A 15,733-nucleotide genomic window follows, 5' to 3' on the forward strand; every position below is an offset into this window, starting at 1 on the left:
AGAAGGCCCCGCCCGGCAAGCAGAGTCAGAACACCAGACCCATCGCCCAGCTGCCGATCAGGTAGCAGAACATGGTGATCAGGATGATCCCGGTCAGGTTCAGCACAAAGCCGCCCCGCGCCATCTGGCTGATCTTCACCACGCCCGAGCCGAAGACGATGGCATTGGGCGGCGTGCCCACCGGCAGCATGAAGGCGCAGGTGGCGGCGAAGGCGGCGGGGATCAGAAGCGTCATCGGGTCCGCCCCGATGCCCACCGCGACCCCGCCGAGGATCGGGATGAAGGTCGCCGCCGTGGCGGTGTTCGAGGTGATCTCGGTCAGGAACAGGATGATCGTCACCACGGCCGCCACCAGCGCGATGGTCGTCAGCGCCTCGAGTCCCTGCACCTGCTCGCCGAACCAGCTGTCCAGACCGGTCGCGGCCACTGCCGAGGCGAGGCTGAGACCACCGCCGAACAGCAGAAGCACGCCCCAGGGTAGCCCGTTCTCGGCATCCTTCCAGTCCAGCACCATGCGGTTGCGGCCCTGACCCGGCAGGATGAACAGCGCAATGCCCGCGGCGATGGCGATGGCGGTATCGTCCAGCCCGCCAAGGAAGCCGAGGCCGGGGATATTCGCCAAGAGGCCCGGCACGATCCACAGGAAGGCCGCGCCGCAGAAGACCACAAGCACCATCTTTTCGCCCTGGCTCAGCGGGCCAAGCTTGGCGATCTCGTCATCGATCATCGCCCGGCCGCCCTGAACCTCGGGCAGGTTGAAGCGATAGAGGATCTGGGTCATCAGCACCCAGGCGATCAGGATGAAGGTCAGAGCCAGTGGCACGCCGACCATCATCCATTCCAGAAAGCCGATCTCGCGGCCCAGCTCATCCGCCGCATAGCCCGCGACGATGGCATTGGGCGGGCTGCCCAAGAGCGTCCCCAGTCCGCCGATGCTGGCCGACCAAGCGATCGACAGCACCAGGCAGACGCCGAAGGTGCGGGTGTTCGGGTCGTCGACGATATCCGAGATCTTGTTGCCGGCCTGCAGCTGATCGGCCACCTCGGCCCCCTGGCTGGTATGGCCGCGCTCGATCACCAGCGCGAGGATCGACAGAGCGATGGGCAGCATCATCAACGTGGTGGCGGTGTTCGACACCCACATCGACAGGAAGCCCGTGGCCAGCATCATCCCCAGCACGATCTGGCGCGGCTTCACCCCGACCTTGCGCAGCGTCAACAGCGCGATGCGGCGGTGCAGGTTCCATTTCTCCATGGCGATGGCGATCAGGAAGCCGCCGACGAACAGGAAGACGATGGAGCTGGCATAGGGCGCAGTGGATTCCGAGACCGTGCGCTCGGTCAGCATCGGGATCAGCACGATGGGCAGAAGCGAGGTGGCGGCCAGCGGGATCGCCTCGGTCATCCACCAGATCGCCATCAGTGTGCCGATGGCGGCAACAAAGCGCGCGTCGGGCGCCAGTCCCTCGGATGTGCCCAGAAGCAGCCAGACCGCGAAGGCCGCGATCAGCCCGCCGATGCGTGCCCTCCAGATGAAGGTACCCGATGGCGTGTTCGGATCATTGTCGTGATCGTCGAACTCGCCCTGTTGATGAAACTGTTCGTTCAAACTCATTCCCCCCGTTCCTTCTGCTAAAAACTCCCCTTCTCATCTGGTTACGCTAACGCGGCGAGTTGAATCGGTCTATCGATTATCGCGCGAGGCTTGCGCAGGGCGGGCGCCGCCTCAGGGCGGGGCGGCATTGACGGGGCCAAATCCAGCCCATACCCATTGAGTTAGCAGAGGGAGGCCAGCCATGGCGGATGCGCTGATCGTGATCGACCTGCAGAACGATTTCTGCCCCGGCGGCGCGCTGGCGGTGGCTGGGGGCGATGAGATCGTTGGTCCGGTAAATGCGATGATGGGCGATTTCGACGCCGTGGTGCTGACCCAGGACTGGCATCCCGCGGATCACACGAGCTTTGCCGACAACCACCCGGGCGCGGCACCCTTCAGCCTGACCCAGATGCCCTATGGCCCGCAGGTGCTATGGCCGCGCCATTGCGTGCAGGGCAGCACCGGGGCGGAGTTTCATGCTGAACTTGTGGTGGACCGGGCCGACCTGATCCTCCGCAAGGGCTTCCGGCCCGCGATCGACAGCTATTCGGCCTTTTTCGAGAATGACCATGAAACCCCGACCGGGCTTGCCGGTTATCTGAACGAGCGGGGGCTGACGCGCTTGACCTTCGTCGGCCTCGCCCATGACTTCTGCGTCGCGTGGAGCGCCATCGACGCGGCGAAGCTGGGTTTCTCGGTGCGGGTGATCGAGGCGGCGACGCGCGCCATCGATCTGGAAGGCAGCCGTGACAAGGCGCGGTCGGACATGAAGGCGGCAGGGGTGGAACTGGTATGAACAACGGACCGATCGTCGACATTGCCGCGCGGGTCTATAACCACAAATGGAAGATCGACCCGATCGTCCGCTCGCTGATCGATGATGATTTCTACAAGCTCTTGATGTGCCAGTCGGTGTTTCGCAATCGGCCCGATACCAACGTCACCTTCAGCCTGATCAACCGCACCAAGTCCATCCGCCTTGCCGAGCTGATCGACGAGGGCGAACTGCGCGAGCAGCTGGACCATGTGCGCGGGTTGTCGCTGGCGCGGGGCGAAAGCACCTGGCTGCGCGGCAATACCTTTTACGGCAAGCGTCAGATGTTCCGGCCCGATTTCATGGAGTTTCTGGAGGGTCTGCGACTGCCCGCCTATCATCTCGAAAAGCGCGACGGCCAGTACGAGCTGACCTTCGAGGGCCGTTGGCCCGAGGTGATGCTCTGGGAAATCCCGGCGCTGGCGATCCTGATGGAGCTGCGCTCGCGCGCCGTGCTGAAGGATATGGGCCGGTTCGAGCTTCAGGTGCTCTATGCCCGAGCGATGGCCCGGCTGTGGGAGAAGATCCAGAAGCTGCGGGAGTTGCCAGACCTGAAGATCGCCGATTTCGGCACCCGCCGCCGCCACAGCTTCCTGTGGCAGGACTGGGCGGTGCAGGCGATGATCGAGGGCTTGGGCGACAGCTTCATCGGCACCTCGAACTGCCTGATCGCCATGCGCCGCGACATCGAGGCGATCGGCACCAATGCCCATGAACTGCCCATGGTGCGCGCCGCGCTGGCCGATAGCGACGAGGAACTGCGCCGCGCCCCCTACGAGGTTCTGGCCGACTGGCACGAGGAGCACGAGGGCAACCTGCGCATCATCCTGCCCGATACCTATGGCACCAAGGGCTTTCTTGACCACGCGCCCGACTGGCTGGCCGGCTGGACCGGCATCCGCATCGACAGCGGCGACCCGGCCGAGGGGGCCGAGACCGCCATCGCCTGGTGGACATCGCGGGGCGAGGACCCGCGCGAGAAGCTGGTGATCTTCTCGGACGGGCTGGACGTGGACAAGATCTTCGAACTGCACCACCAGTTCCACGGCCGGGTGAAGGTCAGCTTTGGCTGGGGCACGCTTCTGACCAATGATTTCCGCGGGCTGGTGCCGGGCGACGGGCTGGCGCCATTCAGCCTGGTCTGCAAGGCGGTCTCGGCGGAAGGGCGCCCCACGGTCAAGCTGTCGGACAATCCGGCCAAGGCCATGGGACCGGCGGACGAGATCGAGCGTTACAAGCGGGTCTTTGGCGTGGGCCGGCAGCAGGTTCAGGAGGTGGTGGTCTAGCCGCCGATCAGGCCCTGGCTCAGCCACTGGATCGCTGCCGACAGCAGCGCGGCGGCGGGGACCGTGACCAGCCATGCGGCGATGATCGAGGTCAGGTGGCTGCGGCGCACCAGCACGCGGCGGCGCACCTCGGCCGCAGGCAGGGCCTCGCGGCTTTTCCGGCGGCGGCGGTCGTGCCATTCGCGGAAGAAGCCGACCCCGAACACCCCGCCCACAGCGATATGGGTGGTGCTGACCGGCAACCCGGCCAGCGACGCGGCCAGCACCGTGATCGCCGTCCCCGACGAGACGCAGAAGGCCCGGACCGGGTTCAGCCTTGTGATGCCGCTGCCCACCATCTCGACCAGCTTGCCGCCGAAGAGAACCGTGCCTAGCGCGATCCCCGCCCCGGCCGCCAGCAGCGCCACCACGGGCAGATCGCCCGCCTGACCCGAGAGACGCGCGCCGTTCAGGATGACGGTCAGCGGCCCGGCGACATTGGCCGCGTCATTGGCGCCGTGGGCAAAGCCCATCAGCGCCGCCGAACAGAGCAGCGGCAGGCTGAACAGCTGCTTCAGCGCCAGCTTTTCGCGCCCCGCGCGGGCAATGCCTTCGGAGAGCCGCGCCACCGCCCAGTATTGCACGGCGACGGTGGCGGCGGCGGTGGCGATCAGCACCGGCAGCAGCGGCAGGCGCAGAAGCAGCAGGCCGAGATACAAAACGAACAGCGCGGCCAGCGCGGCGATCAGCCCCGGCAACCAGCGCCGGGCGGCGGCGATGCGATCGGGGGCGTCGTTTACCTTGGCCCGGATCAGCGCGAGAAGTCCGGCGGCAATGGCGGCGGCGACCAGCGGGGCAGCGACCCAGCCGATGGCGATCGAGGCCACGCCCGACCAGACCAGCGCGCCCGGCCCATAGGCCAGGAGCCCGGCCCCGCCGATGGCACCGACAATGGAATGGGTGGTGCTGACCGGCAACCCGCGCCAGCTGGCAAAGCTGATCCAGATCGCTGCGCCCAGCAGGGCCGAGAGCATCACCTGGTCGGCCCCCTGCAGCGCGCCGCCGGTCTCGGCCGAGGCATGGATGATCCCGCCCGAAATGCGCTCGGACACCGCGCCGCCGGCCAGGAGCGCGCCCAACACCTCGGCTGCGCCCACGATGATCAGCCCGGTGACCAGCGGCACCGCGCCCGCGCCCACTGCCGGGCCAAGGGCGTTGGCCACATCGTTCGAGCCGATGGAGAGCGCCAGGTAGGCCGCGACCGCCATCGCCGCCGCGATCATTGCCAGATCGGGCCGGCCGCCATATGCGCCGAGGGTCAAGAGCACGACTGCCGCGATGAAGATCAGCGCCGCGCCGATGGCCAGCACCGGTCGCGCCGCCTGAAGCTGCGCGATCTCGGCATTCGAGATGCGGTCCAGATCCTTGTCGAGAATGCGGAAGTCGGTGCCCGGGCGCGCCATGGCTCAGGCCCTCGGGCGCGCAGGGCGGGTCATGCGGCCCGGGCCAGACCCTGCAGGATCTGCTTCAGCCCGGCTTCGTTCACCAGTTCGGCGGCCTGCCCGGGGGCGAACCATTCGCGGTGGCGTTCCTCGTATTCGGGATAGTCGTCGGCCAGTTCCAGCACCTCGACCGGGTAAAGCGCAACCTCGACCGGCACGGCAAAGCCCTTGTCCTGCCGCTTGTCGTAGCGGAACCGGCCGAGTTCTGTCATGCCGACCTTGCCGCGCACCCCGGCCTCTTCCCAAGCCTCCTGCAGCGCGGCATGGGCAAGGCTGCGTCCCTCCATCGGCCAGCCCTTGGGGATGACCCACCGCCCGGTGTCGCGGCTGGTGATCAGCAGCATCTCGCCCGTTTCGGCCTTCCGGCAGATCGCGCCGACCTGCAGCGCCGGGGGACGGCGGCCGAGAATCATGCGCAGCGAGCGGCTCAGCATGTTCATTCCTCGGCCTCCACCCTGCCACGCATCGATTTCACCTCGCCACGCACCGCCTTGGCCTTCAACCGCCGCTTCTGGCTGCCAAGGGTGGGTCGCGTGGCAATGCGGCGCTTGGGTGCTTCGGTCGCGCGGCGGATCAGTTCGGCCAGCCTTTCGCGCGCCAGTTCGCGGTTGCGCGCCTGACTGCGGGTCTCCTGCGACAGGATCACCAGCGCGCCGTCAGTGGTCCAGCGCCGCCCGGCCAGCCGCTCGAGCCGGCGCTTCACCGGATCGGGCAGGTTCGGAGAGCGCGCGGCCTCGAAGCGAAGTTCGACCGCGGTTTCCACCTTGTTCACGTTCTGCCCGCCCGGTCCCTGCGACCGGGTGAATTGTTCTGTCAGCTCCCATTCCTCGATGGAGATGTTGTCGGTTATCTGAAGCATGGCCACAAGATATGGCCGGTTCACGCCCCATTCAAAGCGAGAATGTTTAAGCTGGCGTAAATTTGTGCAGAAATTTATCTACTATTCGCTTTCCGGCCAATGCGCGAAGGGCAGCACCGCGCCGTTCCGCCGGCTTTCCGCCACGCGCGACAGGTCGACCTCGGCCATGACCCAGCCCGGCTGGTCCATGCCGCCTTCGGCGATGACCCCGCTTTCGGGCCAGAACCCGTCCGGCGGAGCATAGATCGCCGCGCGGCCGCGATTCTCGTCGATGGCAGGGTTCCAGTCGCAATCGCCAACCGTCGGCGCCTGCACCACCACGCATTGCCCCTCGAGCGCGCGGGCCATGGCGCCGATGCGCACCCGGTTGAAGCCCGCGACGGTATCGGTGCAGCTGGGCACCAGCAGCAGTTCCGCCCCGGCCTCGACCAGCCGCCGGCCCAGCAGCGGGAACTCGCTGTCATAGCAGATCAGGATGCCGATGCGCCCGAGGCTGGTGTCAAACACCTGCAGGCCCGGCCCGCCGGTGACATGCCAGTCCTCGCGCTCGAACCGGGTCATCACCTGCTTGTCCTGATGCCCGATCCGGCCATCGGGACCGTAGAGCACCGCGCGATTCACCGGTCGCGCGCCAGCGAAATGCGGACCCGAGGCGGCAAGGATGTGGCAGTCGAACCGCCGCGCCAGTTGCGCGTGCAGATCAGCCACCGCCTCCGCATGCCGCGCGACCTCGTGGAGCGAGCTTTCCAGCGCGCCCGCCACCTCGCGCCCGCCGAGGCTCGCCAGTTCCATCGCGCCATATTCGGGAAAGACCAGCAGATCGGCGCCATCGGCCTCCTCGACCCAGCGGGTCAGCTTGGCCTCGTAATCGGCAAAGCTGTCGAACCAGTCGAACGGATATGCGGCGGCGGCGATCTTCATAGGGCGCGCATCCAGAATTGCAGCGGCTTCTCGGTCACCCCGGACTGTCCGCGATCCTTCCACGAAAACCGGGCCACCACGCCGGGCAGCGGGGCATAGCCGCGTTTCTGCCAGAAGCTGCTCAGGGGTCGGTAATCGGCGGGACGGTCGGGATGGTCCTCGGGCCGGATCACGCTGCAGAAGGCGCTGTAGCGCGCGCCGAGCGAACGCGCATGGGCCTCGCGCGCGTCGAAGAAGGCATGGCCCAGCCCGTGCCCGCGATATTCGGGCAGCAGCACCGATTCGGCGCAATAGAAGATGTCGTCCAGCGGCTCGGGCCGGTCGCGGAAGGCCAGGGCGAAATCCGCCGCATGGTCGCGCATCGGCGCACCGGTCGAGGCGCCGACGATCCGCCCCTGATCCTCGGCCACCACCACCACCGCACCGGGCGACTGGTAGGCCTTCAGGTAGTCACGCTCGTAGTCGAGATCGCCGTCATAGAGATAAGGCCAGTCGCGGAACACCGCGATGCGCAGCCGCGCCACGTCCTCCAGCGCGTCGGCCAGCGCCGCACCTGTCAGGACGCGGGCGGCGACGCTCATGCGCTGACCTGCCGGGTCCAGTCGGCAACGTTGTAATAGGTGGTGACGCGGGCGATCTTGCCGTCGCGCAGGGTGAAGAAGGACCCGGCCGGCAGGCGATAGGTCTGGCCGCGCGCCGGCGGCAAGCCCTCGTCGGTCTTCAGATAGGTGCCGTTCACGATGAATTCTGCCGCCGCCCGGTCGCCCGATTCATTGGCGAACACCACCAGATCGGTCAGGTTCTCGCGATAGCTTTCTGTCATATGGGCGTTGAATTCCGCGAACAGCGCCTTGCCGCGGCGGATCTGGCCCTCGTTCACGTGATGCTCGACCTCGTCATGCAGCAGCGCCAGCATGTCATCGGTGCGGCCCTCGTTGAAGGCGGTGAAATAGCTCTGGATCAGGGTTTTCGCGTCCATCGGAACCTCAATTTGCCGTTGACCGGGTCTAGCCCGCAGGGGCGCGGAAGTCACCTCACCCCTTGGGACCAGAGCCTCGGTTAACCGGCTGTTCATGCGCCTGCGCTAGAAGGTCAACGGTCAGGCGCGGAAATCGGGGGCCTCGTTGCGCGGAGAGTCGGAGACAGGCGAGGAGGGGGGCGAGGGCGAGGTTGCGGCGCTGCAGGCCGCGCTGAGGGATTGTGTCCTGGCGCTGCGCCAGGAACAGCCGGCCATGCCCGGCCTGCAGGACCTGCCGCCCGCCTCGGCTTGGTTGATCCAGCGGCTTGTTGAAGAGATCGCTGCCAGCCAGCGGCGCCTGCAGGGCTTCCGCGAGGCGGTCGATACGATCCGCGACGGATTCGCGATCTTCGACCCGGATCTTGCGCTGACCTTCAGCAACCGGTCGTTCCGCAGCTTTTTCGAGCCGGTGATTACCTGCGATCCCGGCGTCAGTTTGCTGCATCTGGTGCAAGAGGCGGCGCGGCATCACCTGATCGATCTCGATGCCGCGACGTTGGAGGCATGGGGCGAGCAGGTGGCCCGGAATGATGGGCGCGCCTCGGTCGCCTCGATCGCCGATGGGCGCAAGTATCGCTGGTACACCAAGCGCGACAGCCACGGCAACCTGATCTACCTGGCGAGCAATGTGACGGTCGAGATCGACCGCCAGCAGGCGCTGGCGGCCGCGCAGAAGGCGGCCGAACAGGCGGCCGAGGCCAAGACCAAGTTCCTGACCCATATGAGCCACGAATTGCGCACGCCGATGAACGGCATCCTCGGGATGGCCGAATTGCTGTGCGACAGCGATCTGGCCGGCGAGTGCAAGGTCTTCGCCGAAACCATCCGCAGTTCGGCCGAGGCGCTGTTACACCTGATCAACGATGTGCTGGAATTCACCCGTGGCCAGCATCACGGCATCCAGGTCAACCACAACGTCTTCGATCTGGAATGGCTGGCGGCCGAGGTGGTGACCCTGCTGCATCCCAATGCTGCGGCCAAGGGGTTGCGGCTCACGATGTCTTATGACCCGCTGACACCGGCCAGCTTTCACGGCGATGCCGGGCGCATCCGGCAGATCATGCTGAACCTGCTCGGGAATGGCATCAAGTATACGCCCGAAGGGGCAGTGCAACTGCGCATCCTGCAGCAGCGCAATCAGGTCGTGCTGACCGTCGAGGATAGCGGGCCGGGCATCCCCGAGGACAAGGTCGACACCATCTTCGAGAAGTTCAGCCAGTTGGGCGAGCCGGCGATTGCCGAGCGCAATGGCAGCGGGCTGGGCCTGGCCATCACAGCCCAGCTTGTGCAGGCCATGGATGGCCAGCTGTGGCAGACGAACCTGCCCGATGGTGGGTCTTGCTTCGGTGTCAGTCTGCCCTTGCCACCGGCAACCAAGCTGCCGCGTCGCGTTCCGGGCGACATTCCCGGGGGCAAGCTTCTGGTGATGATCCAGCCTGACCCGGGAACCCGTCGCCGGCTGCACCGCACGCTTGGCGCGGCCGGGCTGAGGGCTCGGATCGTTGCCGATGCGGCGGCGGCGGTGGAATCGATCCGCCGCTATGGCCGGGCGCGCTGGGTCTTGATCTATGACGACAATCCCGGAGAGCCCCCGGCTCTGGCGATGGAGCGGCTAGAGGTCCTTGGCCGGGCGGTCGAGTTCTGGCTGGTGGTCGGCGCGCTTCGGCCCTCGATCGACCCCGGCCGCTTCACCAAGATCCTGCGTCTGCCCTTCACCCGGCAGGCGGTCGGCGTCGAGATCCGCGAGGCGCTGGCCAGCGAATTGCAGGCGATGCCCGGCCCGATGCGCCGGATGCGGGTGCTGATCGCCGATGACAATGCCACGAACCGGCTGATCATCGAAAAGATGCTGCGCGACTGCAACATCGACCTGGTCAGCGCGCAGGACGGCAAGGAAACCGTGGAATTGTGGAGCCGGTATCGGCCCGACCTGATCCTGATGGACATCTCGATGCCGATCATGGACGGGCGCGAAGCCAGCCGCACCATCCGCGAGATCGAGGCGCGCGAGCATCTGCCCCGGACCAGCATCGTCGCGGTCACCGCCGACGCGGTGCGGCAGGACGGCAATGGCGTGGCCGAATTCGGCATCAACGAGGTGGTGGTCAAGCCGATCCGCCGCAGCGTGCTCTTGTCGCTGATCCGCCGCTTTCGCCCCGATCTGGTCCTGCCGCCGATCCCCGATCATCTGGTTTGACCGGCAGCGACGGTGCTTGCATTCCCGGCCTGAAGCGTTAGCTGCGATCTGGCAGGACAGCGAAACGGGAAGAGGGTGAAGATGGATCAGACACAGCCGCAGGGCTATCGCGAGATCACCTGTTTCAAGGCCTATGACATGCGCGGCCGGCTGGGCGTCGATCTGGATGCCGATATCGCCTGGCGCGTCGGCCGCGCCTTCGCCCAGGGCCGCGAGGCCCGGCGGGTGGTGGTCGGCCGCGACAGCCGTGCCTCGTCACCCGAACTCGCGGCGGCGCTGATCCGAGGTCTGACCGAGGGCGGGGCAGATGTGCTGGACCTTGGCCTTGCCGGCACCGAAGAGGTCTATTTCGCCACCGGCGAGACCGGCGCCGATGGCGGGATCGAGGTGACCGCCTCGCATAACCCCATCGACTATAACGGCATGAAGCTGGTCGGCCCCGGTTCCGCGCCGCTGGACCCGGAAACCGAATTGCCGGCGCTCGCGGCGCTGGCGCGCTTGGGCGATTTCACCGCCGCGGCGCGGCAGGGCGATGTGCTGGACGGCCGCGCGCTGCGCACCGACTATGCCCGCGCGGTGGTCGATTTCGTCGATGTCGCGGCGCTGCGTCCGATGACCATCCTCGTCAATGCCGGCAATGGCACTGCCGGCCCGACCTTCGATGCGATTGCTGCGGAACTGGCCGCGCGCGGCGCGCCGCTGACCTTTGTCCGGGTGAACCATCAGGTCGATCCGGGCTTCCCGAACGGCATCCCGAACCCGCTTTTGCCCGAGAACCAGCCGATGACCGCCGAGGCGGTGCGGGCGGCCGGCGCCGATCTGGGCGTGGCCTGGGATGGCGATTTCGACCGCTGCTTCTTCTTCGACGCTGACGGGAATTTCATCCCCGGCGAGTATATCGTCGGTCTTTTGGCGGCGGCCTTTCTGGAGAAGATGCCGGGCGAGAAGATCGTCCATGACCCGCGCGTGGTCCTGAACACCCGCGCCGTCATCGCCGGGGCTGGCGGGAGTGCGGTGCAGTCCAAGACCGGTCATGCCTTCATCAAGCAGACCATGCGCGAAGAAGGCGCGATCTATGGCGGCGAGATGTCGGCGCATCACTATTTCCGCGACTTCTTCTTCTGCGACAGCGGAATGATCCCCTGGCTTCTGGTGGTCGAGCTGCTGTCGCGCAAGGGAGTGTCGCTGGCGGATCTGCTGGCCGAGCGGATGCGGATGTTCCCCTCCTCGGGCGAGATCAATTTCGTTCTCGACGATCCGGCTGCGGCGATTGACCTGGTGGTCGCGGAGTTTGGCCCCAAGGCCCTGCGGCGCGAGGATCAGGACGGGCTATCGCTGGAATTTCGGGACTGGCGCTTCAACCTGCGCCGCTCGAACACCGAGCCGCTGGTGCGGCTGAACGTCGAATCCGCCGGCGACCCGGCGCTGGTCCAGCGCCGGCAGGCCGAGATCGCGGCGCTGCTTCAGGCCGGATCGTCGAAGCCGAAGGACACGTAATCGCGCAGATAGGCTGCCTTGGCGGCCTTCTGCAGCGCCGGATCGGCAAGGAAATCGGGGAAGCTCGCGGCTGCGGGCGGACCGGCCTTTGTAGCGTCGAGCCCCACCGAAGCCGCGAGCCACGGGATTTCCTCGGCCAGCCGATCCTCGCGCAACAGCAGGTCGGGCGTGGCAAATCGGGCAAAGCCGGCCAGCACCTCGGTCTGGCTGGCCCAGCCCGGATGGGTGCTGAGCGTGGTCTGGCCGTTCAGGTTGCGTTTGAGGAAGTTCAGGAAATCGGCAAACAGCGCCGCCGACTGGTCGGCGCCCATGTCAGCCAGCGCTGCATCCTCGGGCAGCGGCACGCGATGCAGATCGCGCATCAGCTGCCGCAGCTCGGCATTCTCGCCCTGGGTCAGCGCGCGGAAGGCGGTCCAGGCCCGGCGCAGCGGGTGGCGCAGCACGGTAAAGCTGCGATGGCCGGGATGGGCGCGCTTCCACTGGCGCAGGCTGTTCTGGGTGAAATCCCCGGCCATCGGGCCAAGCCCGGCCAGCCAGTCGCGCAGCGCATCGCTTGGCCCGCCCCGCACCGGCATGAAGACCAGCCCCGCCCCGGCCTCGGCCGCGAGGAAGGAGGGGACGGCCGGGCCGCGACGCGGCTCGAAGGTCGGGATACGCGACAGGCCGAACGGGTCCATCGCCGCCAGCGCCGCCTGCATCTCGTCGATGTTTTCGACCTTCTCGGCCATCTCGCGCGGGTTCTGCGGCACCTGGTCATTCGCCGGCTGGAGCTTGTCCAGATCGTCGCGGCCCAGCCAGTGCATCATTCCCGTCATCACCTCGGCATCCCGCAGGTCGTCATAGGTCAGCCAGAAGGCGGTCTGGCCGGTCACCTGCAAGCCGCGCTGGACGCGGGCGAGGAAGTCCTCGATCTCGCCCAGCATCCGGCGGAACTCGTCGCCGGCAAAGCGGATCCTGGCGGGAATCGGGGTCTCTGTCTGGTTCAGCTTCCACTGGTTCGTTTCCCAGGCCAGCCGGGTCGAGACATAGCTGTCCAGCGGGTTGCGGGTCAGGATGATCTTGGCACAGCTGCGCTCGGCCATGATCGCGTCGAACACGCGCGGGTCGTGATCGTGGAAATAGCGAAAACCGGGCAGGTGGCCGGGCTTCTCCATCAGCAGTGCCAGAAGCTTCAGCGGATCGGCCTCGCGTTCGGCCATGGTCAGCCCGCGCAGCTTGTCGACATCGGGCCAGCCCAGCATATAGGGGTTGAAGGCCTCGCCAAAGCAGGTGACGCCCTTGACCGCGTTCATCGTCGCCTCGAGCAGGTTCGAGCCGGTGCGCATCTCGGCGAAGATGACAAAGCTGCGGAAATCCTGGCTCATGGTGTCGGCCCTTCTTCGGTCGAGGCATCGGTCGGCGGGAATGACCCGGTCAATGCCGGACGCAGCCCGGCATTGCGCAGGCGTTGCAGGAAATCGCCGAGGCCCGACAGGTCAGGGATCGGCGGCAGGGGGCGCTGTGTCCGGGAGAGGACCGGATCGATCGGCCCCAATGCCTCGGCAAGAATGACCTCGGGGCGGGCGACGAAATCGGCCAGGTCCCAGATCTGCACCTGCGCGCGGACCGAGGGTGAACTGAGGATGGTGACCTGTTCGATCTCGGCGCGTTGAAGCAGCGCGGCGGTTCGGCGGATCTCGACCAGCGGCAGGGCGGCGCGGAACAGGGGGACGACCCATGCGCCGGTGATGACAGACAACCGGGCGTTGGCATCGCTGGCGATGAACCCGTTCGGACCGGGATCATCCCCCGGCCCGTGCTGGAAGACCTGCATCCGGCTGCCCGAGCGGATCAGCGAGGCCAGAAACGCCTCGGGGTGGTAATCCCGCAGCGTCGGGTTGCTGGACAGGGCACCGGGGCCGACATCTGGACGACCGGCGAATTCGGCGCGGTCGGGATGGAACAGATGCCCGTGCACATCGGCATCGAGTTGGCCGGCGAGCCAGTCTTCGAAACCGGGGATCACCGCGTCGAAGCCTTGGAACAGGGCATAGGGCGCAGCCGTCCGCTGGTTTTCGCTGCCCTTGCTTGGAAAGCGCCCCTGCGACCGCAGACCGGGGCGCCCCCGCGCCCGCCGCGCGGCAGCCTGTGCGAACAGCTGATCGATGCCGCGCGGGTCGGGATGCCGGTCGGAGGTCCCCGCCGCCGAGGCCTGCGGGAAATGGTCCATTAGCCCGGTGGCTCCGGGCCAGACCTTGCGGGCGACGAAGGCGCCGGAAGCTTCCAGCAACTGCCGGTGGTCGTCGTAAAGCAGGTAGGGTTTGCCCTTCAGGTCAAAGCGCGCCAGCGTCAGCGAGCGGCTTTCGATCTCGGGCGAGTGCTTCCGCGCCAGCGTCTGGAAATAGGACTCGTCGGGGATCCAGGCGAGGCGGAAGAAGCGGTCATAGTCTGCGCGCTGCGGATCGGTCAGGATGGCCTCCAGCGTGGTTCGGGTCAGGCACCACCATTGCGATCCGAGATGCGGCACCAGACCGGCCGGCAGCTGCCGCCGGACGCCAAGCCAGCGCTGCAGATCCAGAAAGCGGTCGAACCGCCAGCGCTGATGCCTCCAGTCGAAGGGGAAATAGCGGGTGAAGCGTTCCTCGTTCAGCCCGCCCATGGCCCAGAAGGCATCCGCGACCGCGACGCTTTCGATATGGTCGCGTGTCGGATGGCGGCGCAGATAGTCGGTCAGTTCCGCCACCGGCCTGAGCGGCAGGCAGGAACCGGAAGCAAGGTAGACATGGCTGACCGCTGGCTGCTGGTCCAGCAACTGCCGGCTGGCATCCTGCGTCGCCTGCACCAGATCGAACCGGCCCCAGTTGCAGGCGCGGCGCGGCGAGAAGGCGATCAGTGGCTGGTCCTTCAGCGCCTGCACCATCGCCTCATGATCGCTGGCCGCGACCCGCGCATCGACATGGACCATGACCGCCGCGCCGCCCTCGGCCCAGATCTGCGCCATCCGCGCCGCCATGTCCAGCCGGTCATGGCACAGAAGAACGACGCCCAACTGCACCCCGTCCGCGCTCATGCCCAGTTCCCCGGCGAGATCAGCCCCAGATCGGCCAGTTGCCGCCAATCGGTGTACTGGCGCGATTCCTCGCACCAGAGGCTCGAGCCTTCGCCAAGCCGGGCGTGATAGGCGCGGTATTCCTTGCTGCCGGCGTAGTGCTGGCGGCGGTCCAGTTCCTCGGCGGATTTCCCGGTCAGGCTCGACAGGAACTTGGCATGAAGCAGGCAGCCCGAGGCCATCTCGCCACCATCCTGCGCATAGACCATGTTCAACCCGCGCGGCAGCAGCGTGTGGGTCGAGCTGACATAGGCCTGGCGCCAGTGCCATTTCACCAGCGGGATCTTGTTCAGCGCAGGGCTGTTCTTTGGGCTGTCGGCAAAGAAGCAGCGGGCGCGCGGGCCGCCTTGAATCCAGAGATTGCCGTAATAGCTGTTCTTGCGGATGGTGTAATTGGCCGGATCGAACCAGTTGGCCAGTTCCAGCGGGTCCTGACCCTCGGCGCAGATGGCCTCTTCGATCGGCCCCCGCGGATAGGTATCGAGCAGCATCGCCGGAAAGCTGCGCGCGCCGCTGGCATCGAGCCAATCGGTAAGGGCGCGCAGCGGGCGGGTATCGTGATGCGGATAGATCAGGAATTCATCGGGATCGACCGTCAGGCACCAATGGCCGCTGCCGTGGCGGCGCAGGAGGTCGTTGATCCAGTCCATGCCGAAACGCGAGGCCTTGTAGCTGTCGCCGGTTCGCCAGACCGAGACATCGGGCTGCTGGGCCAGATAGTCGGCACTGCCATCCTGGCCGTCATTGTCGACCATGAGGAAGTGACCGACGCCCATGCGGCGGTAATAGTCGAGGAAATACGGCAGGCGCGGGCGTTCGTTGCGCAGGGTGGTGAAGACAAGGATGTCGGCGGGGGCAATCTGGTCGCTGCGATCCCTCAGCGCCCGCAGCCGCCGGCCACGGCGCAGCGCGCGCATCAGCGCATATTGCCGCTCGCCCCGGCGCTTGAGGCGGTCATAGGTGGTTCGGAAAGCA

14 protein-coding genes are annotated in these 15,733 nt (G+C 66.8%); 4 read left to right on the forward strand and 10 right to left on the reverse strand.

Going from position 1 to position 15,733, the window contains the following annotated elements; translation table 11 throughout:
• Positions 1-25: 25 nt before the first annotated feature.
• Complete coding sequence (locus CX676_RS15135) at positions 26-1,615, reverse strand: SLC13 family permease (protein ID WP_101753355.1); 1,590 nt, start codon at positions 1,613-1,615, stop codon at positions 26-28.
• 181 nt (positions 1,616-1,796) lie between these two features.
• Between CX676_RS15135 and pncA the strand changes: the two genes are divergently transcribed.
• Together pncA and pncB are read left to right on the forward strand one after the other, a co-directional pair.
• Entirely contained in the window at positions 1,797-2,393 is a 597-nt protein-coding gene (gene pncA, locus CX676_RS15140) for a bifunctional nicotinamidase/pyrazinamidase (protein WP_101753356.1), read from the forward strand.
• Positions 2,394-2,404: 11 nt separating this feature from the next.
• Positions 2,405-3,697 carry a nicotinate phosphoribosyltransferase gene (gene pncB / locus CX676_RS15145; protein WP_101754369.1) on the forward strand — a complete coding sequence of 431 codons (1,293 nt, stop codon included), beginning with the start codon at positions 2,405-2,407 and terminating at the stop codon, positions 3,695-3,697.
• Here the strand turns inward: pncB and CX676_RS15150 are convergent.
• The 6 genes from CX676_RS15150 to CX676_RS15175 form a co-directional block, all read right to left on the reverse strand.
• Entirely contained in the window at positions 3,694-5,139 is a 1,446-nt protein-coding gene (locus tag CX676_RS15150; protein WP_101753357.1) for an inorganic phosphate transporter, read from the reverse strand. The two genes, pncB and CX676_RS15150, sit on opposite strands and share 4 nt — an antisense overlap.
• A gap of 29 nt (positions 5,140-5,168) precedes the next feature.
• The gene (locus tag CX676_RS15155; RefSeq protein WP_101753358.1) at positions 5,169-5,618 is read right to left on the reverse strand and encodes an NUDIX hydrolase; all 450 of its coding nucleotides are present in this window, start codon (positions 5,616-5,618) and stop codon (positions 5,169-5,171) included.
• Positions 5,615-6,037, reverse strand: a complete 423-nt coding sequence (gene arfB / locus CX676_RS15160) for an alternative ribosome rescue aminoacyl-tRNA hydrolase ArfB (protein ID WP_101753359.1) — start codon at positions 6,035-6,037, stop codon at positions 5,615-5,617. The genes CX676_RS15155 and arfB overlap by 4 nt, the downstream gene beginning before the upstream one ends.
• 81 nt (positions 6,038-6,118) lie before the next feature.
• Entirely contained in the window at positions 6,119-6,958 is an 840-nt protein-coding gene (locus tag CX676_RS15165) for a carbon-nitrogen hydrolase family protein (protein WP_101753360.1), read from the reverse strand.
• Entirely contained in the window at positions 6,955-7,539 is a 585-nt protein-coding gene (locus CX676_RS15170; protein ID WP_101753361.1) for a GNAT family N-acetyltransferase, read from the reverse strand. The genes CX676_RS15165 and CX676_RS15170 overlap by 4 nt, the downstream gene beginning before the upstream one ends.
• Positions 7,536-7,937, reverse strand: a complete 402-nt coding sequence (locus CX676_RS15175; protein ID WP_101753362.1) for a ketosteroid isomerase-related protein — start codon at positions 7,935-7,937, stop codon at positions 7,536-7,538. Before CX676_RS15175 ends, CX676_RS15170 begins: the two co-directional genes overlap by 4 nt.
• A gap of 145 nt (positions 7,938-8,082) precedes the next feature.
• Here CX676_RS15175 and CX676_RS15180 point away from each other — a divergent pair, with 145 nt between their 5' ends.
• The gene (locus CX676_RS15180) at positions 8,083-10,173 is read left to right on the forward strand and encodes an ATP-binding protein (RefSeq protein WP_101753363.1); all 2,091 of its coding nucleotides are present in this window, start codon (positions 8,083-8,085) and stop codon (positions 10,171-10,173) included.
• Positions 10,174-10,254: 81 nt separating this feature from the next.
• Positions 10,255-11,670, forward strand: coding sequence for a phosphohexomutase domain-containing protein (locus CX676_RS15185; RefSeq protein ID WP_101753364.1), 1,416 nt, complete (start codon positions 10,255-10,257; stop codon positions 11,668-11,670).
• Here CX676_RS15185 and CX676_RS15190 read toward each other — a convergent pair.
• From CX676_RS15190 to CX676_RS15200, 3 genes are read right to left on the reverse strand one after another with little or no spacing between them, the layout of a single operon-like run.
• A complete protein-coding gene (locus tag CX676_RS15190) occupies positions 11,637-13,034 on the reverse strand; it encodes a hypothetical protein (protein WP_101753365.1) in 1,398 nt (465 codons plus the stop codon). The genes CX676_RS15185 and CX676_RS15190 overlap by 34 nt on opposite strands.
• Positions 13,031-14,719: a beta-1,6-N-acetylglucosaminyltransferase gene (locus CX676_RS15195; RefSeq protein WP_232816476.1), complete on the reverse strand. Its 1,689-nt coding sequence runs from the start codon at positions 14,717-14,719 to the stop codon at positions 13,031-13,033. The genes CX676_RS15190 and CX676_RS15195 overlap by 4 nt, the downstream gene beginning before the upstream one ends.
• The gene (locus CX676_RS15200; protein WP_232816663.1) at positions 14,716-15,675 is read right to left on the reverse strand and encodes a glycosyltransferase family 2 protein; all 960 of its coding nucleotides are present in this window, start codon (positions 15,673-15,675) and stop codon (positions 14,716-14,718) included. The genes CX676_RS15195 and CX676_RS15200 overlap by 4 nt, the downstream gene beginning before the upstream one ends.
• Positions 15,676-15,733 lie beyond the last annotated feature (58 nt).

Source organism: Paracoccus zhejiangensis (genome assembly GCF_002847445.1).
In the GTDB taxonomy this organism is placed as follows: domain Bacteria; phylum Pseudomonadota; class Alphaproteobacteria; order Rhodobacterales; family Rhodobacteraceae; genus Paracoccus; species Paracoccus zhejiangensis.